This window comes from Acidobacterium sp. S8 (assembly GCF_009765985.1).
Classification (GTDB): Bacteria; Acidobacteriota; Terriglobia; order Terriglobales; family Acidobacteriaceae; genus Alloacidobacterium.
This window is the reverse complement of record NZ_LMUM01000020.1, coordinates 22,217-45,262: the sequence shown is the minus strand read 5'-3', so window position 1 is coordinate 45,262 and position 23,046 is coordinate 22,217. Positions and strand designations below refer to the sequence as shown.

The window sequence follows — 23,046 nt, the reverse complement described above, 5'->3', positions numbered from 1 at the left end:
GCAATCCGTAAAACGCGAGGATGACCATGACCAGAAAATAAGGGACGAGCAGCGCCGTGTCGAACCAGTTCCAGCGGTAGAGGTGCTCGAAGGTGCGGTCCTGATAATGGGAGCGGAGATAGTGGGACAGGCTGTGCTGGTTCGCCTGCGCCAGCAATGCAGGCGCAGAGATGAACATATTCTTTATCAGAGCTATCGACAGCAGAGCCTTGCCTCCACGCACCTAAAAGGCTAATTGTATGCGATTTGTTGCGGATATTGATGTTGATGGAGCAGAGAACGCCCTTCTGAGCCCAGTGAAGAATCTAAAGGATGCTCAACGTGCCAGACGCTTCACGGATTTCTCGCGAGAAACTTGGCAAACTCAATGGTTGGGACAAATTCTGGATTCTTCCCCTTCGTACCTCAGGGTCAGAATGACGGCGTTTAGTTGAGGAACATGGTGCGATAGAGGGTGTCGCGCTGCACCGGCCTGAAGCCTGCGTCACGGATGATCCGGCGCAGTTCTTCTTCCGTAGTGCAGTTGGAGGTGCCCGCTGCTTTCACTACATTTTCTTCCAACATGACGGAGCCTACATCGTTGCCACCGAAGCGGAGGCCGAGCTGCAGGACCTTTAATCCCTGTGTGACCCAGCTGGACTGTACGTTTTCAATGTTCGATAGATACAGGCGGGAGATAGCCAGTACTTTCAGATATTCGACTGCTGTAGCCTCGTCCCATCCGCGACCGCCGAGAGCGGTGTTGTTGGGCTGAAAGCTCCACGGGATGAAGGAGGTGAAGCCTCCGGTTTCCTCCTGCAGGCGGCGTACTTGCTCGAAGTGATTGACGCGGTGCTCGAAGGTTTCGCCCACGCCGAACATCATGGTGGCCGTGGTGCGCATCCCGAGCTGGTGGGCGGTGCGGTGAACAAGAAGCCAATCTTCGGTTCCGCATTTGAGGCGGGCAATGCGGTGCCGCACTTCATCGTCGAGAATTTCAGCGCCGCCGCCGGGGATGGAATCGAGGCCGGCATCGCGCAGGCGGATGATGGTGTCTCGCACGCTTAGATTGCTGTATTCGGCGATGGCGAGAATTTCCGAGGCGGAGAAACAGTGCATCCAGACCTGGGGAAAACGCTGCTTGATGCCTTGCAGCAAGCGTTCGAACCATTCGATCTTGAGGTCAGGATGCAGGCCGCCCTGCATCAGAACCCCGGTGCCACCCATGGCGACTGTTTCTGCGACTTTATCGTAGATGGTTTCGAAGTCGAGGATGTAGCCTTCGGAAGCCTGCTTGCCTTTGAGTGGGCGATAGAAGGCGCAGAAGGTGCAGTACTCGGTGCAGAAGTTGGTGTAGTTGATGTTGCGATCGATGATGTAGGTCACTACGCCTTCGGGATGCAACTTTCTGCGCATGGCATCGGCTTCCATGCCGAGACCGATGAGGTCGTCAGAGTGGAAGTAATCGAGGGCTTGCTGGCGTGTGATCGACATATCCCTATTTTATGTGTTCTCCGCGCAGGCTGCCACATCGCATTTTATGCAGCCCCCGGCGAGACGGGCACAGCATATCGGGTTATCATGCTTATGAGTACTGAGGTTGGGTACATGCTGCCTTTGTCCTGTTGTTGCATCTGAGAGATTGTAAGTTCGGCCAGAAAGTCCAGATTTACGTTTCATTGGTGTAAATATTTTTCAGGAGCAAAGGTTTCCGTATGTTGATTCCTACACGCCGCGCCCTGCGGCTGGCCATCTTTCCTTTCATTGCTGTGCTCATCACCGTCGCCGTGCGATCAGTCGCTGCTCAGGATAAGCCGAAAACGCAGCCTGACACGATTGTCTTTACCAATGGCGATCAGCTCTCCGGAAAATTTGTGCAGGCCATTGGCAATACCGTGACCTTTCACAGTGACATAGTGGGCGATATCAATGTCGACTGGAGCAAGATCAAGGAACTGCACACGGCGGAGAAACTGGCTGTGCTCGATAAAAACGTGCAGATTAAGCATGGTCAGATTCCTTCCAGTGTGCCGATCGGAAAGATTTCGGTAGCGAATGATCAGATCACAGTCGAGTCGACGACGAATGCTACGATTCCTCCGATTCCGATTAAAAATGCGCAGTTTGTTGTTGATGAGACAACTTTGAATAAGCAGATTCGCGGGAAACCCGGATTTTTCCAGGCATGGAACGGAGCGGCGACCGCAGGCGTGACGCTTGTGCAGGCGACGCAGAATCAGTATTCGTTTAACGGCAATCTTGCCCTCGCGCGTGTGGTGCCGACGGTGAGCTGGCTTGATCCCCGAAACCGGACGACGGTCGACTACTCGCAGTCTTACGGTAAGATCACGGATCCCGCGTATACTGATGCGAATGGTGTCTTTGTGCCATCAACATATACGAAGAGCTCGATCTTCCATGCTGATGCAGAGCGCGACCAATATGTATCCCCGCGGTTCTATTTCCTGGGTCAGGTTTCGTTTGATCATAACTACAGCCAGAGCCTGGATCTGCAGCAGATTTATGGCGGCGGAATTGGTTACACGGTGCTCAAGACGCCGAAGCATGAACTTGATGTGAAGGCTACGGTGCAATATGAGCGGCAGGCGTTTTTCAACACGACGACAGACGAGAATCAGAACCTCATAGGTTCAACCTTTGGAGGCTACTACACCGTGAAGCTGCCGAAGGGAATTGTGTTTAACCAGGAGCTTCTTTATATTCCGGCCTGGAACAATACCCGCGCATATTCTTTCTCCGAGACGGATGCGCTCACCTTCCCCGCATATAAGAATTTCGGCTTTACGGTGGGAACGCTGGACAGCTATCTGAATAATGTGCCGTCTACCTTTCCGCCGACAAAACGCAATTCGTTTCAATTCACTGCCGGCGTAACTTACGCCATTAAATCCGCATACTAATTGCGGCGCGAAGGGCCGGGCATGCCATAAGCTGCCCGGCCTTTTCTGTTTCCACGCGTTAGCATAGAAGTAACTGCCTTTTTCCGCGAGGAAGGCTCCGACGGGCGTGCGCCCCAAGACCTTTAAAAAATCAGTAAAAGGAGTGAAGTTTACTCATGGCTTTTGCGCGAAAGCTGTTTTCCCTGCCTTCCGCCTTGTTGTTCTTCGTCGTATTGATTGGTTTATTCCAGGCAGCATATGCCTCGGGCGCGGATGGAGCCGGTAGCAAGAAGAAAGATGCCGGTCCTCCGGACGTTATCGTGTTTACGAATGGCGATCAGCTTTCGGGAAAATTTCTGCGAGAAGTGGGCGGCACAGTATTTTTTCATAGCGACATTGTGGGCGACTTGAGCGCACCGTGGGACAAGGTAAAGGAATTGCGTTCTTCATCGAAGTTCGCGGTTTTGCAGCATGAGGTGGGAGTGCATACAGTAGAGCGCGCTAAGGGCATTGCGGTGGGAACCATTGGTATGACTGATGGGAATATTCATGTGCAGCCTTCAGACGAGAAGGTGATGATTGAGCCGATTCCGGTGAAGAGCGCGCAATATATAGTCGACCAGGCGACATTTGACCGGCAACTGCGGGGAGCACCAGGATTTTTTGCCGGCTGGAATGGGAGCGTGACAGCTGGAACGACGATCATTCAGGCAACTCAGAATCAGTACACCTTTACGGCTGAAGCGGGACTGGCGCGGATTGTTCCCACAGTGCTGTGGCTGGACACAAGAAACCGTACAACCATGAACTATTCCCAGACATACGGAAAGATTACGGATCCGGCTTATATTGAGTCGGACGGCACTTATGTGCCCTCTTCTTATACGAAGAGCTCGATTTATCACGTAGATGCGGAGCGTGATCAGTATTTCTCGACACGATTTTATGCGCTGGCGCAGACTGCCTTCGATCACAACTTCAGCCAGGGGCTTTCGCTGCAGCAGATTTATGGCGCAGGCATTGGTTTGACGGCGATTAAGAAGCAAAATCAGTCGCTCGATTTCAAAGCGACTCTGCAGTATGAAAAGCAGCAATTCTACGCAGCGACGGATGGCACGAATCAGAACCTGATTGGCTCAACTTTTGCCGCGACATATGCGCTGAGGCTGCCGCGCAGCATCGTATTCAACCAGCAAGTGTCGTATATCCCTGCCTACAATTATGTGCGCGCTTATTCGGCGAGCGAATCGAATACGCTGCTGCTTCCTTTTTATAAGTCTTTGAGTTTCACCATCGGCACGAACGACAGCTATCTGAATGATCCGCCACCAGCTGAACCGCCTACGAAGCGCAATTCATTTCAGTTCACGACAGGCGTAACTTACGCGATCCACTCAAAGTATTAACTCCGATGTTCAGGGTAGTTTAGGGATGGCTGATTGTTGCGGCTCTGGCAGGGCCAAGTTCAGCGGCTGCTTCAGCTGGTCGAGCACGTTGCCGGGCAGCGGCTTATCGGCGTTGGCGAGAAGTACGGTGACCTGCCACATCTGGGTGTCGTTGAGAACGTGGACGAAGGAGGGCATACCGGTGAGGCGGATTCCGTTTTTTACCTTCCAGAAGGTTTCTCCCGGCGGATCATCGCTGACGCCGACTACTCCGTTTCCGTGTGGTTCCCAGAGTTGCGGCGCATCGGGATACATGTCTTTGGCGAAGGGCGAGGGGCGGCCGTAGAGACCATGGCAGGCGGCGCACTGTTCGCGATAAATGCGGGCGCCGATGAGCATATTTGCTTCGCTGGCCGAGATGGCGGCTGTGGTTGGCATTTCGCGGTGGATGCGTGCACCCAGCGGCGCATGAACGATCTCGTTTTCGAGCGGAAATGGCCTGTCAAGGACGGCAACGGGCGGATTCCCTGAGCGAAGATAGAAGAATGCGGCAATTGGCAAGGCAATCAAGCCAATAATCAGGCCCAGTAAGAATTTCATCAGTCTCGTGTCTCCCAACATGAGATGCGAATTTTTGATCTTCCTAAGAAGAGCAGGGCGTCGGTGAGGGCGCAAGTGCTTTTTACGAGGAAGGGAGTCTATTTAGACGTGGGTGGACGCGTGAACGCCAAAAAGCGGAACAAGCGGGGCTGAGAGGCAATCTGTGCTCTAAAATAAAGAGAGCTTTGGCCTTGGAGCGTCGTTTCCGGCTTTTGAAGGAAGACCGATCGTCTCAATTTTTGTTTTCGCCGGCAGTGGAGGCAGTAAGATTCATGTTTTTTAGAAACCGTTTTTACCCGGTTCTGGCATTCACCATTTTTTCTTTTGCGGCGCTTCAGGCGCGGGCACAGTCTACGGATACAACCACCCAGGCGGCTCCACAGGCGCCAGCGGTTCAGACTTCACCGCAAGATCGCGCACAGGTACTACGGCAGGCGCAGGAGCGCGTGAAGGCCCGCCGCAAGCTGCGCGAGCAGCAGATCATCCAGGATACCTACACGCATAAATACGAAGCGTATTTTGGCGGCAATTACCTGCGCTTCCGTCCGGGTAGCGACCTGCAGCGCATGAATGAGGCGGGCTGGCACGCGGGTATTACGGACTACGCTTTCGGCAAGATCGGCATTACTGCCGATGCGCGTGGCTATTATGGCACGACTTATACAGGCCGGAATCCTTATGGCGTCTATCAGCCGAGCATTAGCCAGTACACATTTATGGCGGGACCGACGGTGCGCTTCTTTGAAGGACTGCATTGGGGATGGACAGGTCGGGTCCTTGCGGGTGTGGGGCATGGAAACTTCGGCACAGGAACGGGCGGTCTTCCCCCTGAGTATGTCGGACTCTACAGCGATGGCAATGCTTTTAACCTTGGCGCGAGCGCCTCGGTAGATTACAACCTGAGCCCGACGCTTGCAGTGCGGCTTACCCCAAGCTACCTGATGACACGGTACGGCAGCTCAACCCAAAATAACCTGGGTTGGGAAGGCAGCGTTGTTTACCGGTGGGGAAGGCAATAATTTCTACTCGGGTATGAACAAAAGCCGCGCTTATAAGCGCGGCTTTGTTTGGCCTGGAATGAGGACTCAGCTCTCAAGCGAGAATGGGCACGCCGCCGAGATGGGCCTGGATGCGGGCCTGCCATTCCTTTGGGCCGGTCTGGTGCACTGAGGTTCCCTGGGAATCAACGGCGACTGTCACGGGCATATCGGCGACTTCAAATTCATAGATCGCTTCCATGCCGAGGTCTTCAAAAGCCAGCACACGGGATGCCTTGATCGCTTTGGAAACGAGGTAGGCTGCGCCACCTACCGCCATCAGGTACACCGCCTTGTTGTCGCGGATGGCTTCGATTGCAGCCGGACCGCGCTCAGCTTTGCCAACCATGCCGAGCAGGCCGGTAGTTTCGAGCATCTGGCGGGTGAATTTATCCATGCGCGTGGCAGTGGTGGGGCCGGCAGGGCCGACGACCTCTTCGCGAACGGGATCGACGGGACCAACATAGTAGATAAATCGATTGGTGAAATCGACGGGCAGCTTTTCGCCGCGGTTCAGCATGTCAGTCATGCGCTTGTGAGCGGCATCGCGTCCGGTGAGCAATTTGCCGTTGAGCAACAGTACTTCGCCGGGCTTCCAGGTCGCTACTTCTTCGCGCGTGACGGTATCGAGATTTACGCGGCGTGCGGAGGAAGTGTCATACGTGAGCTGCGGCCAGTCTTCGAGCGACGGCGGTTCGAGCGCTACCGGACCGGAGCCATCGAGAACGAAATGCGCATGCCGCGTTGCCGCGCAGTTGGGAATCATTGCGACGGGCAGGTTGGCAGCGTGGGTGGGGTAGTCGAGAATTTTCACGTCGAGCACGGTAGTAAGGCCGCCGAGACCCTGGGCGCCGATGCCGAGCTCGTTGACCTTCCGGTATAGCTCGAGTCGGAGCTCTTCAATTTTGTTCTGCGGACCGCGCTCGATGACATCCTGAATGTCGATCGGCTCCATTAACGCTTCTTTGGCCAGCAGCATTGCCTTTTCTGCTGTGCCGCCAATGCCGATGCCGAGCATTCCCGGCGGACACCAGCCTGCGCCCATCGTGGGGACGGTCTTGAGAACCCAGTCGATGATGGAATCGGAGGGATTCAACATGGCGAACTTTGACTTTGCCTCGGAGCCGCCGCCCTTGGCCGCGACGATCACTTCAACCTCGCCACCTTTCACAAGCTGGACGTTTACGACAGCGGGGGTATTGTCGCGGGTGTTCCTGCGCGCGCCAGCGGGATCTGCGAGCACAGAAGCGCGAAGCACGTTATCCGGATTGAGATAGGCGCGGCGCACGCCCTCGTTCACCATCTCTTCGACGGTGAGTTCCGCGTTCCAGCGGATATCCATACCAATTTTGAGAAAGACGGTGACGATGCCGGTGTCCTGGCAGATGGGCCGATGGCCTTCGGCGCACATGCGCGAATTGATAAGGATCTGCGCCATTGCGTCTTTTGCGGCGGGAGATTCTTCACGCTCGTAGGCCCTGGCCAGGTTGGTGATGTAATCGACTGGATGGTAATAGCTGATGTATTGCAGCGCGTCTGCCACGCTCTGAATCAGGTCTTCCTGCTTGATCGTCGCCATGGAAATTGAGAAATCCTTTGCTTTCCTAGAATAAATGAATTTGGATTTGCCATTGTGAGTACATAGAGTAAGCATCTGCGCTGCTCCATCGTCTAAGCTAGAGGGATGGACGGGAAGACAGATCCTTCAGAGATTCTTGATGTCCTCGTGATTGGCGCGGGCCCCACAGGCATGGCCTGTGCTATCGAAGCGCAACGTGCCGGACTACGCAGTGCGTTGGTGGACAAGGGCTGCCTTTGCAATTCGCTATTTCACTATCCCTCGCACATGACATTTTTCACAACGCCGGAACTGCTTGAAATTGGCGACATCCCGTTTCCTAGCGTGAATCAGAAGCCGACACGCAACGAGGCGCTCGAATATTACCGGAAAGTCGCGGAGCACTATGAACTGGACCTACGCCAGTATCAAAACGTAGATTCGATCTCCGGCTTTGACGGCGATTTCCGCGTTCATGTCACGGATCGCTTCGGACGAAAGATTGCGCATCGTGCGCGAAAGCTGGTGGTGGCGACCGGTTATTATGATCTGCCGAATTATCTAGGCATTGCCGGTGAGGATCTGCAGAAGGTACACCATTATTACGACGATCCGCACCCTTACTTCGATCTCGATGTGCTGGTCATCGGAGGGAAGAATTCGGCCGCAATTGCGGCGCTTGATCTGTGGCGGCATGGAGCGCGTGTGACGATCGTGCATCGCGGAGCGAAGATGCACAAGCATGTGAAGTACTGGATTCTTCCAGACATTGAAAATCGAATCAAGAATGGTGAGATCATGGCTTATTTTGAGAGCCAGGTGGAGAATATTGAGGAAGATACGGTGACGATACAAACACCAGAGGGAAAGCTGACGATCCGGAACGATTATGTATTTGCGATGACTGGCTATCATCCGGACTTCGATTTCCTGACAGGGCTTGGTGTGCAGCTCGAAAGCGAAGACCGCTGCCCGGCATGCAATCCGCAGAGTTTAGAGAGCAATGTAGATGGAATTTATCTTGCAGGCGTGATTATCGCAGGCGAGAGAACGAACGAAATCTTTATAGAAAACGGGCGCTTTCACGGCAAGCAAATTGCATCCGATTTAAAAGAGAAGTTGTCGGCGGCGATAAAAGCATAAGTTATTGAGTGAATCTCCCGGTTGCCATAGAAGGGAGACGTAGCGCTTTTGAGGACAATGGCTTTTCTTAGGCCTCGAACAATTCGCGGGCAGTTGATTGCGGGGCTGGCGCTCTTCGAGCTACTGGTGTTGGCTATCTTCGCGGTATTCCTGTTGCGGGAGCAGCACAACGAGCTGCAGCTCCGTGTGGACCGGCGGCTGGAATACCAGGGGTCGCAATTTGCCCTCCAGGCAGGGGTACTTCTTGAAGAGGGCAAGAGGGGCGCGCTGCAGAAACTGGTCAGCGCCATGCTAGCCTATCCCAGCATTGGCAGCATACAGATTACGGACCTTCAAGGTTTAACGATTGTCGGCACGGATGCTTCCATGAATGGCCGGCTGAATCTTACCCAGGTGGAGCGAAATTACCTTCGCAACCTGGATGCTCCTACTCTCTTTACTCTGAAGGACAACCTGCGCGAAATTGTGGCGCCGATAAGGATTCATGGCGCAGTGCAGGCGCTGGTCTGGATTTATCCCGATGAAAATGCGGATCGGCTACAGATGCACACTCTGCTGCGCATCACGCTGATCTCCGCAATCGTTGCCGTGTTGGGTTGCACTCTCCTCGCAACGCTGATGGCTCGAACCATCACCAACCCTCTCCAGATATTGATCCTGGCAACTGGTCGAATCGTACGCGATCCGGAAGACACCTCGGCGTTTCCGTTGCAGGTTTCGGCGACGAACGAGGCTGCCGATCTGACAATGGCCTTCAATATGATGGTGGCTTCGATCGGCGAGCAACGTTCCGGCTTGAACGACACATTGGCGCTGCTCGATTCGATGCTGGCAAATGCTCCGATAGGTTTTGCGTTCTTTGACCGCAGGTTCCGTTTTGTCCGCGTCAATCAGTTTCTGGCGGACATGAATAACACCTCGATCAGTCGTCACCTTGGTCGAACAGTGTATGAGGTATTTCCTGAACCGGCTGCGATTCCAATGCAACGCGCCATCGATTCCGTGTTCGAGACCGGTAGAGCGGTACAGGATCTTGAATTAACGGGAGAGTTGGAGCAGCACCTGGGGCAGCCGCGCAGCTGGCTGGTGAATATTTACCCGGTGCGGACCAGTTCGAACGTGGTGCGATGGGTTGGCGCTGTCATTGTTGATACTACGCAGCGGCGCAGTTCTGAGGTGGCTCTCCGTAAGACGGAAAAGCTGGCTGCGGTGGGACGTCTGGCTGCGTCCATCGCACACGAGATTAACAATCCGCTGGAAGCGGTGACGAATCTGCTCTACCTCATCAAGCTGCAGGAAGCACTCACATCGGAGACGAAAAAATATGTCGAACTGGCGCAGCATGAACTGGCGCGCGTCTCTGAGATCACCCAGCAAACATTGCGCTTTTATCGTCAATCTACGTTGCCGATAACGGCAAATATCCCGGAGCTGCTGGATTCTGTGCTGACGCTGCACCAGGGGCGCGTAAATACGCTGCAGGTAGATGTGCAACGGCAATACGAGACCGATGCAGAACTCTTCTGCTTCGCGGGGGAGTTGCGCCAGCTGTTTGCAAACCTGATCGGCAACGCGCTGGACGCGATGGCTCCTGGCCCGGGTAAGCTTGTTCTGCGCATCCGGCGCTCCCGTTCGTGGGATGACTCTGAAGTGGAGGGCATACGCTTTTCTGTGATGGATACCGGCTGCGGGATGCCGCTTGAGGTATCTCAACGAATTTTCGAGCCATTCTTCACGACAAAGGAAGCAACCGGCACGGGACTAGGGCTATGGGTGAGTGCGGAAATTATCAGCAAGCATGGTGGCACGGTTCGCATCCGCAGTCGCGTGGCTGATCATCAACAGGATGACGGCGCTCATCGTTCAGGATCAGTCTTCATGATTTTCTTCCCGTTAGCGCGCGACCATGCAGAGGATAAGGCAAGCCTGCAGGCTGACTCCCAGGTACTCTAGCGACGTGGCGCAGCCTTCATCGATTGAAGCGCGCAGCTTGACGTCATTCGCGCAGGTGCAAATTTCGACTTAGTTACATGGAAGCGGTGCAGGCGCATGTACCGTACACGCAGGCCGCCGAGCGTTGCAGGCATGCTTGCCGGGGACCGATTGATATCGATCAAGACCAGCAGAGCCGCTTCGCGAGGATTATCTCGGCTTTGAGAAACTCCCACACCAAAAATCGCCGGATCGCCAAGCATCTTTGAGGCGTATTCACGTTCGACAGCTTCGGCGTGGCTAAGCGCATCCGCAGGTAATTGAATACCGCTCAGAAATGCCGGCAGTTTTGGCGCATTGCCGCGAGCCACGCTCGCTGCATCGGTGGGGACAACAACTGTGCGAACGCCGGCGACGGTCTGCGGCAGAGGCGAGGAGCTGTTCTTATCGACGTACACGATGACGCCGGCTTCACCGGGGCTGTCTGCGCTTTTTCCTGCAGCCACAGCAAGAACTCCTGTTTCATGGTTCACCAGTTCTGTAGCTGCGTTCTGACTCGCGCTTCTGGCCCGAGCCTCAGCCTTGTCAGAGAGATCGGGCAAGGATGCGGCCACTGCGGTATTACTGTCGTAATTCAGGCAGCTGACGGGGTGCGGCGTCCTGGTGCCGACGATGCTCAGTCTTGAACCGGCTTGCGCATTCAGTTCGTTGAGCACGTCTGCGATCGGGTTGGCGACACTCAATCCATTGCCGTTTCCGTCGGTTCCTCCGGCGTAGAAGAGCCCAATTGGCTGGGCATTGCCCGCGTCAACCAGGAGCGAACCGGAATCGCCGCTGTCAGAGAAACTGTCGCCGCCGATCCCGATCTGACCGGTAAATGTCTTGGTGTAGTAGGGCTGGGTTTCGGCGCAGTCTTTGTAGTAGTCGACTTTGACAGAGAGATTGATGCTCTCAACGGTCGAACAGGTAAGCCCAGTGGTTCGTCCGCTTTTGGCTACACGCAATCCGGCCAGGTTGTCAGCATTCAGTGTCTCCCCAGTGCCTGCTACTGGCGGAGCGGCGCCAAGAGGCGCGTTCATGCCTGCACTCGGCCGCCCAAACTGCAGAATGCTGCCATCGGAGTTCACGGCCCCCGGCGTAACGGCGGCAAGAGCAGCGTCGACGTTGGATTGGTTGGTAGCAAGCGGCACGTAATAGCGTAAAGAGCCGACGGACCGGACTGTGGATCCTTGCTGACTCAGGGGACGACAGGCGTCGTCGATGAGGCCGGGCTGGTCGATGGTATCGCCAGTCTTGCCCTGATCCGATTCGGCAAGCACGTGGTTATTACTGAGAATGTATTGGTTGTGTTCTGTGTCTTCGACCAGCGCTCCGAGCGTTCCTCCGCAACAGTCGGCGATATAGCTGTTGCCGGATGCATCTTTGTAGACATCGTAGTCGCCATCGTTGCTGCCCGACGCTCCGAGGATGACTGGTCCGGTTTGCACTGCCTGATTGGTCACGGCGCTGGAATTCACACCATCGGTATTCAGAAGCAGATGCAGTCGCGACTGCGTCTGTGTGTCATTGACAGTTGCGACAATGTGCGCCGATTGCGACCCTGAAAGTGTTCCCGGAGCGGTGTAACTTACCTTGCAAATCGTGTATTGCCGGCTCCCATGTTCGCAACCGGCCTGGCTTAACGTTCCGGTAGCGCCGTCGCCCAGGCTCCAATGCACAGTTCCGCCGTTTACTTCTGCAATCTGGGCGGAAATTTCGAGAGTCGAGCCGGCAGCGAGGGTTGCGTTCTCGGGCATAAGCGGCTGAAGAAAGCCCGGAGTGACTGTAACGGTTTCGGTCGCGATGCGCGTGGGATCGCTTTGCAGGTGGGCCGTTACCTGGACGGAGACGCTGTCGCTCGAAACGGCGTTTGGCGGGGTATAGAGGCCGGTAGCGTCGATCGATCCAGTTCCAAGCGAGGAGTCATTTTGGGTGCTGGTGATTGACCAATTTGCTGCTACTGGAGAGCCATCGGGCAAGGTCGCCTTAAATTGAAGTTGGCCGGTGGTGGATACGGATGTTGCAGACGTGGAGACCGCAAAGCCGTTTTCGAAATTGCCGGCACCTACGGGCGAGGTTCCGCATCCGGCTGCGAGCATAAGAAGCATCGCGCACGCACAGTAAAGCCGGGATGTGCGGGAGGTGAACATTTGGCGAACAGGCTTGCCCAGCAGGTCTAAACAGTATTAGACAAGTTCATGTCCGCTTTGTCACGGCGGTTGAAGGAATAACAGGAGTTAGGCAGCGGCCCGGGAGTTACCTCTGGACGCCAGCGGTTGGACGGTCTCTACACCCGGCATTACCTTTATTTGACTTGCGAGCAGGGCCTGCGCCCGTCGCAAATTTCGCCCTCTCAGCGGGCGCATGGTGTCCATGGAGTAGAACACATGCCTGCCGCAATCCAGGCAGACCATATAGCTCTGCTGTTTGATGGTGAAAGGACGTGTCAGATGATCGTGGCGGCAGCCGAGGAAAATTTCATAAAAGAAGTAATAAATCGCTAGCAAAACGCGCATCGCTAACCTTTCCTGCTATTCCGTACCTGGCGGAATCACTCGAAAGAGCGTTCTACCGGGCCCTGATGTTCAACCATCAGAGGATGTGTGCTCCGAGATAGATGCGGCCTTAGAGACGGAAGATGGCCGCTCTGTCTGAAGATGAGACATTGTTTATTTGGCGGATATACGTGTACGAACACGATTCGCTACACTCTGCCTTGGAGAACAGTTTTGATGATGATTCGTCACGTTTCTTTTGCTCGCGGTATCGGGACCACTTCTGCGCTGGCAGCCATTCTGCTTTGTTCGCCGGGGCTTCTATCTCTGCACGCTCAGAAGGCCAAATCGATTCCTGAGGAGATCGAATGGACCTGGGAAGTGCGGCCACCGCATCCGGATTCAAAGCTGCCGAATGTGCTTCTGCTTGGAGATTCGATTACGCGGGCGTATTTTCCCCAAGTGACAAAAGATCTCGATGGAACGGCGAATGTTTATCTGATGGCATCGTCCACGTCGGTCGGCGACCCGCGGTTGCCTAATCAGATCGCGGAGTTCGCAAAGATGGAGGGCTTATCTTTCCGCATAGTGCATTTCAATAACGGCATGCACGGATGGGCATACACCGAGGATCAGTACAAGGCTTCGTTTCCGTCATTCCTACGAGCGGTGAAGAAGCTTGCAGGCTCAACGCAGGCGATGATCTGGGCGACGACCACCCCGGTTCGAAATGATGCCACAGGGGGCGCCAGTAACGCGCGGGTTGATGCACGTAATGACATTGCAGATTCGCTGGTAAAGGCTGCAGGAATTGTGATCGATGACCAGTACGCGCTGATGATGCAACACCAGGACCTGCATCAGGATTCGGTGCATTTTCAGCCAGCAGGGGCGGCACTGCAGGGAGATCAGGCAGCAGCGTCCATCAAGACAGCGCTCACACGCCTGAAATAGCGCGCAAATAGCGGGGTGAACTGGGAGTTTTTAGAAGAAGAAAAGCAGGGAGGATGAAAACAACTCATCCTGCCCTGCGGGAGGAAGGCTCTCTTAGAAGATGTACTTCAAAGAGAGCTGAAAGAATCTGGCGTCCGGAGTGTTGTTCTGGAAGAACTTCGGGCCAGAGATTAATCCGCCGTTGCTGTTCATTGATCCATTCGGCTGCCCCAGGGTTGGATGATTCAGAAGGTTGAAGGCATCGGCGCGGAACTGCAGATTCTGCTCACGCCATGTCGGGAAGCTCTTGAACAACGACATGTTCACTTGGTAATAGCCAGGGCCATAGATGTTGTTCTGTTTTCCGCCAAGAAGGACAATGGCCGTAGCCTGGTCGGTGACTGGCGCCTGATAGAGGACAGGTACGCCGTCCGGATTGACCGAGCCGACCGGATGAGTGTCATCCGAGATTGTTTCGCCGGGCAGCGGGTTACGGAAGGCACATGGGTTAAAGTAGTTCTGCTTGTTCTTGACCTGCGTTGGGCAAGAGCTGAGGCTCGGATTGGTTGGATCGGGTGTACCGCCACCGCTGAACGGATCTTTGACGGGATAGGCACGCGCACCACCGTTTGCTGCAGTGCTATTGTTCGGCGAGACAGTGAACGGCGTGCCGGTTTGAGCGGCCCAGGTGAGGCTTGTCGACCAGCCACCGACTGTTTCGTCAGCAAGGCGCGAATTGTTGAAGAAGGCTCTGCCTTTACCAAAAGGCAGCTCATAGTTGCCATTGATGGTGAAGCGGCTGCGGATATCGAAGACTGAGTTTGTCAGCTCATCGATGAAGGGGATCAACATCTGATTGCGGGTGCCGATTGCCGTGAAGAGACCGCCCGCATCGCTGGCATCGTCAAGAGCATGGGACCACGTATATGTCGCCAGGAATGACAAGCCGTGTGAGTAACGCTTCTCGAGTTTTGTCTGCAGAGAGTTGTAAGTGCTAACGCCGGCGAAATGTTCCTGGCCGACGCCACCGAGGTCTGGAAAGGGATTGAATGGATTTGTGTTGGTGCCCGGACGCCAAAGTCCTGGTGCGGTATTCGGCGCGCTGTACAGTTCCATATGGCGTGTGACGTTGCCAACATAGCTGATGGAGGCGACGAGGCTTGGAGAAAGGGCCTGCTGCATTCCAAAGCTGTAGTTCATCGTATATGGCGTTTTGATCTCCGTATCAGTGGCGTGGAAACCGGGTTGGGAAACGAAGGTTTGAAGCCCCGCGCCGATGGATGGAAGCAATCCGGCTTGCAGTGTGATGTTCTGTGAGGCCAACGATGGGCAGTTACCCGTGGAGCAGGTAGGAGCAAAAAACTGCGCCTGGTTGGAATAAGGAAAGTTCGCTCCCAGATTGCCATTGCCGTTCGATTGCAGGCCGCCATAGAAGAGGCCGAAACCACCGCGGAAGACTGTGTTTGGCTGAGCTTGGTAGGCGAAGCCGATGCGAGGCGCGAAGTTTGTCTTCTGCGACGTTACCAGGCGGTCATTGTCGACATACTGGACGGAGACATTATCTTTCGCCAGGATGCTCAGGAACGGAGCTCCCAGGTCGACATTCTGCTGGCTCTTTGGCAACTGGTAGACACCGGAGCCGGTACCAATACCGAGGGGACCGGTGACAACGAAGTTAGCTTGCGCGCCGGAGTTCTCTTTATAAGGCTGGAAGTAGTCGTAGCGGACGCCCAGGTTCAGAGTGAGGCGGGGCGTTACCTTCCAGTCGTCCTGCGCATAGGCCGAGTTATACCACTGGGCATCGTTGACATTGGGCGACTGCGAGATGGTCGCATAATTTTCCTGGTCAGCCAGCATGTCGGCTACTGCGGAGCCGGTATTGCTTACGCCGGGTAAGCCGGTGAACTGCCCGTTCCAGTGATATTGGCCGAGATCTGCGGGAGCATAGATGTAATAGAAGCGGACTGCCTGAAACGAGACGCCGAACTTCAACGAATGATTGCCCCAGATCTTCGTCACGTTATCGAGGATCTGGTAGACATTCTGCGATTCGCGGCTGATGCCTACCGAGCCCCATTGCTGGATCGTACCGTTGACATAGCCCGACGGCAGACCGTACTGGCCGGGTTTGAGATTGGGCGGTTGGGGACCCAGTCCCAGCGAGGACGCGGCGGAAGGATTGTAGGCATTTGGTTGTTGAAAGTTGAAGACGCCCCAGTTGTAGCCGAAGCGGAATTCGTTCGTCAGAGTGGGGTTGAAGATGTGCGTCTCACTGCCCATGAAGTTCATGGCCAGGTTAGTGTCATATTCACCGCCGTAGCCGCTGCCGTCAAGAAGCGGTCCCAGAGGGAGGCCGTTCGTCTTGATCTCATGCAGGTAGCTATAGCGGGCATAGGCCTGATCGCTGGAGTTGATGTTCCAGTCAAGGCGCTGGTCCCACTGAATGATGTTGTCTGTGTTGCCGAGGTTGACAAGGTAGTTGTTGTAGAGCTTGCCGTTGTTGGCATTCGGCGCAGGATAGAGATTGAGGATGTTTGAGGCGACCGAATTGATCTGATTGGGGCAGAATACGTTCTGCTGCCCATTGCAGGACAGCGGCTGAGCTGGGTCGGCCGAGTTTGGCTGGTAGAGCCTGGTGGGCGCGCCTACACCGGTCAGGTCGCCATTCAGTAATTCAGAGAAGTTGCCTTGCTTTTCCAGCGCCGTGGGTACGTTGATTGGCGTCGGATTGCTGATCGAGATGCGGTTGGCCTCGATATCTCCGAAGTAGAAGAGCTTGTTCTTCCAGATGGGGAAACCGAGAGTAGCGCCGAACTGGTTCTGGTGATACGGCGGTGTTGCTGCGTTCGGACCCGCATTCCAGTTGATTGCATCCAGATTGGTATTGCGAAAGTACTCCCACATATCGCCGTGTATCTGGTTCGTGCCCGACTTGATGCTGGCGTTCATCACGCCGCCAGCCGAGTGGCCGAACTCTGCGCTGAAGTTGCTGGTCTGCAAGCTGAATTCGGAGAGCGCATCCGGCGGAGGCCGCATGATATAGCTCGCACCGTTCAGGAAGTCGACGAGATTGGTATTGTTATCGACGCCATCGAGGATGAAGTTATTCTGTTCCGCGCGCTGGCCATTGGCTACAAAATCTCCGCTGCCGCTTCCGCGCGTGTTGCCGAACGGAGGAGCGACGCCGGCGGTGAGCTGGGCGATATAGACCCAGTTACGTCCATTTAATGGAGTGTTGTTGATGGTTTCCGTGCTGATTACCTGCGAGACGGCTCCGTCCTGCGTTTGCAGCATGGGCGGCGCGGTGGAAACGGTTATCGTTTGGGAAACCGAGCCCAGCTGGAGAGTGAGGTTCACCCCCAGTTTTTGCTGCGCGTCTACGTGAACGTTTTCGCGCGCGGTGGTTTGAAAACCTTCGGCAGTCGCGGTGATTGTGTAGTTGCCGATCTTAAGCGGGGTCACTACATATGTACCGCTTCCATTCGACTTGGTTTGAAAGCTCAGACCAGTATCGACGTTCGTTACCGTAACTGCGGCATTTGGCACAACAGCTCCACTGGCATCTTGTATGACACCGGCGATTGATCCCTGATCGACCTGTGCAAGGCCGGCTCTGCCCTGTATCAGCGCCATCAAAGCAACAACGATGAAACCCGCATAAAAAGCGAGCTTTTGCGTCCTCGACCTCAAATTATTAGTGGACATGGTCCATCTCCTGGCGTGTGGCTTAATGGAAGGAAGCCTTCGGTACATTCATTTCATCCTGAGTCAGCCATTCCATGAAATCGGTTTCATACGCTTGTGTGTACGTTACCGAGAATTGACCGTATTCCTCGAAAATGAGGATTGTCAAGCCCCAAAGGGTGGAGAGACGAATTCGAGTGGGGAAAACCCACAGGTTAGAAAGAGGAGGTATAAGCGAGAGAATCCTGGCAAGGTGGGCTGCGAGGTTCCATACTGAGGCGGGGATGTGCTTCCATTTGGGAGCGAAGAAACCGTTTGCCGTTTATTTTTGCTTGACAAAACATAAACAAAATCCATAGGTTAGTCGACGGTAACGTACACGCTGCCTTGTCTCATTATGTATCATTCTAAGAAAACAATATCCAGCCCGGCGGGACACGTAAATCTATGAAAATAAGCGACGAGACTGATCGGACGGCTACAGTGGAGGCCGCAACTCTCCGTTTGCCCGACGCTCCCGCTTCTGAATCCGGGAGGGTAAAAGCCTGGGAAGAGCCGGTGCTGATGCGGACCTATCTGCCGGGTGCTCCGGATCGCAATCCACTATTTCTGGAAAAGCGCGTGTATCAGGGAAGCAGCGGGCGGATTTATCCGCTTCCGGTTATTGACCGTATCGATACTGAACCTCACGACCGGGAATGGAATGCCGTTCATCTGGAAAATGAGTTCATCCGGATCATGGTACTTCCGGAGATCGGCGGACGTATTCATGTCGGTGTCGATAAACTCAACGGCTACGATTTTTTCTATCGCCAGAATGTGATCAAGCCTGCGCTGGTTGGGCTTGCCGGGCCGTGGATTTCGGGCGGTGTGGAATTCAACTGGCCACAGCATCATCGTCCGGCCACCTTTATGCCAGTGGATGTTGCCATCGAACGCGAAGCAGACGGGGCAGTGACGATATGGTGCAGCGATCACGATCCCATGTCGCACATGAAAGGTATGCACGGGCTGCGGCTCAGTCCAGGCAAGGCATATCTGGAACTGCGCGCCCGGCTGTACAACCGTACGACGGACACGCAGACATTTCTGTGGTGGGCAAATGTAGCTACGCGTGTAGACGAAAAGTATCAGTCGTTTTTCCCACGCGATGTGCATTTTGTTGCCGACCACGCGAAGCGTGCGATCACGGAATTTCCTCTGAGCCAGGGGAAGTACTACGGTGTTGACTACGGCAAACGCGCTGTAGAAGGAGTACCGGCTGAAGAGATGCCGAGCTGCTTTGTCCCCGATGGCTCTTACCCAGCGAATGACCTCAGCTGGTATGCGAATATTCCTGTTCCGACGAGCTATATGATTGCGGGCTCACGCGGAGACTTTTTCGGTGGGTACGATCACAAGCATCAGGCTGGCACGGTACATGTTGCGAACCATCATGTTGCTCCCGGGAAAAAGCAGTGGACATGGGGCAATCACGAATTCGGTTACGCGTGGGATCGCAGCCTGACGGATGCCGACGGGCCTTATGTAGAGCTGATGGCTGGCGTTTATACGGACAATCAGCCGGATTTTTCGTTCCTCGCACCGGGCGAAACGAAGACTTTCAGCCAGTTCTGGTATCCCATTCGCGAGATTGGCGTACCTGATTATGCCAATCTGCATGCCGCTCTTCGTGTAGAACGGAACAGCACGGAAATTTACCTGCATTTACTGGTGACAAGTGCATGGTCTCAGAGCACCGTACGCGTGCGTATCGATGGAAAAGAGTGTGATGTCTGGCAGGGCGATCTTTTGCCACGGAATCCACTGCATCACACTTTTTCTGCGCCGGATGATGGTTCGCTGGAAATCATAGTTGAACAGGCCGGTATCACGCTGCTGCGCTACGCTCCGGATGAAATAGTGCCTGCAGACGCGCCTGTGGTTGCGACTGAGCCGCCGTTGCCTGCGGATGTGGCGACGAGCGATGAGCTGTTCCTGATAGGTCTTCATCTGGAACAGTATCGTCATCCAACACGCGACCCGGAACCGTATTGGCAAGAAGCAATTCGTCGGGATGCAGGCGATAGCCGCGCGAATCATGCGCTGGGTCGCTGGCACATGCGGCGCGGCGAGTTCTCGACCGCTGAACAATATCTTCGCACTGCGATTGCGAGGTTGACGGAGCGAAATCCTAATCCGTATGACGGAGAGCCACACTACAATCTGGGGCTTGTGCTCGCGTATCTGAAACGGCCTGCGGAGGCGTACGCCGCGTTTTATAAGGCTACCTGGAATGCAGCGTGGCGCGGACCTGGTTATCTGAGGCTCGCGGAAATTGACTGCGCGAGGAAGGAATGGTCAACTGCGCTCGACCATCTTGAGCGCTCGCTGCGTGCAGATGCAGATGATCTGCTGGCGCGCAATTTGAAAATAATCGCCCTCGGCAAAGTGGGCCGTGAAAAAGAAGCCGGAGAATTGCTCGATCAAACCCGGGCTTTGGATCCGCTGGATATTTTCAGCGCATATCTCGCCACTGGCGAGGCTCCTCTGAATGGCTCGCAACGACTTGATCTGATTTTTGATTTACAACGGGCGGGTTTATTAACCGAGGCCCTGAAGATCGCCTCCACAGCTCATCCCGGCGAGAAAGATGGAGCGGCCACGATGCTGCTGTATGCTCGGGCGCATCTGATGCGGCTACTGGGCGATGAGCAGGGCAGTTCCGATGCATATCAAAAGGCAGCGACCGCGGATTCGGAGTATGTCTTTCCCAGCCGGTTGGACGAGATGCTTGTGCTGGAAGCGGCGATCCAAGCAAACCCGAAGGATGCGCGTGCGCATTACTACCTGGGGAATCTGCTTTACGACCGCAGGCGCCACGAGGAAGCGATTGCACTATGGGAGATGGCGGTTGCGCTCGATCCGGATTTTCCGACGGCGTGGAGGAACCTCGGTTTCGGCTACTTTAACGTGAGGCATGATGCCACATGCGCGAGGGATGCCTTCGCCCGAGCCAGAGAGCTTGCACCGACGGACGCACGCATTCTGTACGAGCAGGATCAGCTCGCAAAGCGCATTGGAATTGCGCTGGTAGAACGGCTGGCGGAACTGGAAGCGAACGCTGCGCTCGTGGAGAGGCGCGATGATCTTTCGGTTGAGTTGGCCGCTCTCTATAACAATTCCGGAAAATCCGATCTCGCTTTGAAGGTGCTTCTGTCACGGCATTTTCAGCCGTGGGAAGGCGGCGAGGGGCTGGTCCTGGGACAGCATGTTCGCTCTAACCTTTTGCTTGGTCAGCGTGCGCTGCATGCAGGAGAAAAAGCTGAAGCATTACGATTTTTCGAGCAGGCAGGGAATCCGCCACAGAGCCTGAGCGAGGCCAAGCACCTCTTGATGAACCTGAGCATGGTGGATTACTGGCTGGGTGTGGCCTATTCCGAAAATGGGGAAGCGCAGAAAGCGGAGGCCCATTGGCAGCGAGCTGCCAACTATCAGGGCGACTTTCAGCAGATGCAGGTGCAGACAGTATCTGAAATGACTTACTGGAGCGCGATGGCATTGCGCTCCCTGGGTTGTGATGAGGAGGCGCAGAGAATTTTCAGAAAGATCTACGATTACTCAGTCGCATTGGAGGAGCAGACGCCGAAGATCGATTACTTTGCTACGTCCCTACCCGCCATGCTGCTTTTTGAAGAAGATCTCGAACAGCGCCAAACTATCACCGCTCTCTTTTTGCGTGCGCAAGCAATGCTTGGATCAGGAAAAGAGCCGGAAGCGATAAAGCTATTGAAACGTGTTCAATCGCTCGATCGAAACCACTCGGGCACGGTGGATCTTCTTCAAAGCCTGGCCGCCGCGGGAGAGGAATAGATGCATGGCCCTACGATTTCCAACGCAGCCGGATCGGCTTCCATTCCGGCTGAGCGTACGGTTTATGCGTGGGGCATTGCCATGGTGGCCGCGCTTGGTGGGTTGCTCTTCGGCTACGACTGGGTAGTGATTGGCGGCGCGCGGCAATTTTACGAAGTCTATTTTCATCTCACTTCAGCCACGCTTGTGGGCTGGGCCAATAGCTGCGCTCTCGTGGGATGTTTGATTGGTTCGCTGGCTGCGGGATATTTAGCCGACAGCTATGGCCGTCGCCGTGTGCTGCTTTGCGCGGGTATATTGTTCGCCATTTCCTCGGCACTTACCGGGTGGTCTTATTCTTTCACCGCCTTCATTGTGTGGCGCATCCTTGGCGGCATCGCCATCGGCCTGAGTTCGAATGTTTCTCCGCTGTATATCGCAGAGATCAGTCCTGCGGCCATTCGCGGTAGACTCGTCAGCCTCAATCAATTTGCGATTGTCGTTGGAATCCTGATGGCGCAGGTCGTGAACTGGCGGATTGCGCAACCACTGGTTGCGAGCCTCACGGCGGATGAAATTTACCGTTCGTGGAATGTACAGTACGGCTGGCGTTGGATGTTCAGCGCGGTCGTAGTGCCTTCCATTGTTTTTATCGTGTGCTCAGTGTTTCTTCCGGAGAGTCCGCGTTGGCTGCTGGTTCGTAAGCGACAGGACGAAGCACGCGCGGTGTTGGTGAATATTGGCGGAGCAAACTATGCCAGCACGGAAATTGAAGGTATCGAGCGTTCGCTGGTTGCCGAGTCTCAGCAGAAATCTTCCTGGCGGGATCTTCTTCGTCCCGGGATTCGGCGTGTCGTGTTGATCGGTGTTGCTCTTGCCGTGCTGCAGCAGTGGACGGGAATCAATATTCTCTTCAATTACGCAGCCGAAGTATATCGACGCGCGGGCTACGGGGCGAACGATATTTTTCTGAACATTGTCATTACCGGCGCGATCAACCTGGTGTTTACTGTGCTCTCGATGCTGCTTGTAGATAAGCTTGGCAGACGATGGATGATGATTGCCGGCTGCATAGGGATTGCCGTGTCCCATTTATTATGTGGTTTTGCCTACCGCGCAGGATGGCAGGCCGGTGCTGTTCTTACGCTGACTTTGTGTGCGATTGCCTGTTATGCGCTGACGCTGGCGCCTGTTACGTGGGTGCTGATTGCCGAGATATTTCCTAACCGCGTCCGTTCGCATGGAGTGTCAGTAGCGGTGAGCGCGCTATGGGCGGCGTCGTTCCTGCTGACTTACACCTTCCCGCTGATGAACGACCGCCTGGGGACTGGCGGCATTTTCATTCTTTACGGCTTGATTTGCGTGGCTGGCTGCGTGTTTGTTGCCGGGATGGTTCCGGAGACGAAGGGGCAGACATTGGAGCAGATCGAAGCTTCAGTGACACATTGAGCGTATTGACAACGGTTACATTGGAGGAATAACTTCATCCTCGTTAACGTACACAATATGGCTCTTGCGCTGAAATCGAGC

General features: G+C 54.9%; 14 protein-coding genes. 8 read left to right on the top strand and 6 right to left on the bottom strand.

Annotation, left to right across the window (positions count from 1 at the left end; all coding sequences use genetic code 11):
• Nucleotides 1-426: 426 nt before the first annotated feature.
• Complete coding sequence (gene mqnC / locus GSQ86_RS07050; RefSeq protein WP_158749255.1) at nucleotides 427-1,473, bottom strand: cyclic dehypoxanthinyl futalosine synthase; 1,047 nt, start codon at nucleotides 1,471-1,473, stop codon at nucleotides 427-429.
• Between the two features lie 221 nt (nucleotides 1,474-1,694).
• Here mqnC and GSQ86_RS07045 point away from each other — a divergent pair, with 221 nt between their 5' ends.
• Both GSQ86_RS07045 and GSQ86_RS07040 read left to right on the top strand, forming a co-directional pair.
• On the top strand, nucleotides 1,695-2,900 hold the full coding sequence (locus GSQ86_RS07045; protein ID WP_158749254.1) for a DUF481 domain-containing protein: 1,206 nt from the start codon (nucleotides 1,695-1,697) through the stop codon (nucleotides 2,898-2,900).
• Nucleotides 2,901-3,055: 155 nt separating this feature from the next.
• Nucleotides 3,056-4,285: a DUF481 domain-containing protein gene (locus tag GSQ86_RS07040; protein ID WP_158749253.1), complete on the top strand. Its 1,230-nt coding sequence runs from the start codon at nucleotides 3,056-3,058 to the stop codon at nucleotides 4,283-4,285.
• A gap of 9 nt (nucleotides 4,286-4,294) precedes the next feature.
• Here GSQ86_RS07040 and GSQ86_RS07035 read toward each other — a convergent pair whose 3' ends face one another.
• On the bottom strand, nucleotides 4,295-4,864 hold the full coding sequence (locus GSQ86_RS07035) for a cytochrome c (RefSeq protein ID WP_158749252.1): 570 nt from the start codon (nucleotides 4,862-4,864) through the stop codon (nucleotides 4,295-4,297).
• Between the two features lie 272 nt (nucleotides 4,865-5,136).
• Here GSQ86_RS07035 and GSQ86_RS07030 point away from each other — a divergent pair, with 272 nt between their 5' ends.
• On the top strand, nucleotides 5,137-5,883 hold the full coding sequence (locus GSQ86_RS07030) for a hypothetical protein (RefSeq protein ID WP_158749251.1): 747 nt from the start codon (nucleotides 5,137-5,139) through the stop codon (nucleotides 5,881-5,883).
• Nucleotides 5,884-5,956: 73 nt separating this feature from the next.
• Here the strand turns inward: GSQ86_RS07030 and GSQ86_RS07025 are convergent, their stop codons facing one another.
• Nucleotides 5,957-7,480 carry a fumarate hydratase gene (locus tag GSQ86_RS07025; RefSeq protein ID WP_158749250.1) on the bottom strand — a complete coding sequence of 508 codons (1,524 nt, stop codon included), beginning with the start codon at nucleotides 7,478-7,480 and terminating at the stop codon, nucleotides 5,957-5,959.
• Between the two features lie 105 nt (nucleotides 7,481-7,585).
• Here GSQ86_RS07025 and GSQ86_RS07020 point away from each other — a divergent pair, with 105 nt between their 5' ends.
• Entirely contained in the window at nucleotides 7,586-8,602 is a 1,017-nt protein-coding gene (locus tag GSQ86_RS07020; protein ID WP_158749249.1) for a YpdA family putative bacillithiol disulfide reductase, read from the top strand.
• Between the two features lie 57 nt (nucleotides 8,603-8,659).
• The gene (locus tag GSQ86_RS07015) at nucleotides 8,660-10,555 is read left to right on the top strand and encodes a PAS domain-containing sensor histidine kinase (protein ID WP_158749248.1); all 1,896 of its coding nucleotides are present in this window, start codon (nucleotides 8,660-8,662) and stop codon (nucleotides 10,553-10,555) included.
• Here the strand turns inward: GSQ86_RS07015 and GSQ86_RS07010 are convergent.
• Entirely contained in the window at nucleotides 10,552-12,672 is a 2,121-nt protein-coding gene (locus tag GSQ86_RS07010) for a hypothetical protein (protein WP_158749247.1), read from the bottom strand. The two genes, GSQ86_RS07015 and GSQ86_RS07010, sit on opposite strands and share 4 nt — an antisense overlap.
• A gap of 138 nt (nucleotides 12,673-12,810) precedes the next feature.
• A complete protein-coding gene (locus GSQ86_RS07005) occupies nucleotides 12,811-13,089 on the bottom strand; it encodes a hypothetical protein (protein WP_158749246.1) in 279 nt (92 codons plus the stop codon).
• Between the two features lie 216 nt (nucleotides 13,090-13,305).
• On the opposite strand from GSQ86_RS07005, the gene GSQ86_RS07000 reads away from it, so the two are divergent.
• Nucleotides 13,306-14,022 (top strand): SGNH/GDSL hydrolase family protein, encoded by a 717-nt coding sequence (locus GSQ86_RS07000; RefSeq protein WP_158749245.1) that lies wholly within the window; start codon nucleotides 13,306-13,308, stop codon nucleotides 14,020-14,022.
• A gap of 93 nt (nucleotides 14,023-14,115) precedes the next feature.
• Here GSQ86_RS07000 and GSQ86_RS06995 read toward each other — a convergent pair whose 3' ends face one another.
• Complete coding sequence (locus GSQ86_RS06995; RefSeq protein WP_158749244.1) at nucleotides 14,116-17,706, bottom strand: TonB-dependent receptor; 3,591 nt, start codon at nucleotides 17,704-17,706, stop codon at nucleotides 14,116-14,118.
• A gap of 426 nt (nucleotides 17,707-18,132) precedes the next feature.
• Here GSQ86_RS06995 and GSQ86_RS06990 point away from each other — a divergent pair, with 426 nt between their 5' ends.
• A complete protein-coding gene (locus GSQ86_RS06990) occupies nucleotides 18,133-21,537 on the top strand; it encodes a DUF5107 domain-containing protein (RefSeq protein WP_158749243.1) in 3,405 nt (1,134 codons plus the stop codon).
• Nucleotides 21,538-22,965, top strand: a complete 1,428-nt coding sequence (locus GSQ86_RS06985) for a sugar porter family MFS transporter (RefSeq protein WP_158749242.1) — start codon at nucleotides 21,538-21,540, stop codon at nucleotides 22,963-22,965.
• Nucleotides 22,966-23,046: the final 81 nt, after the last annotated feature.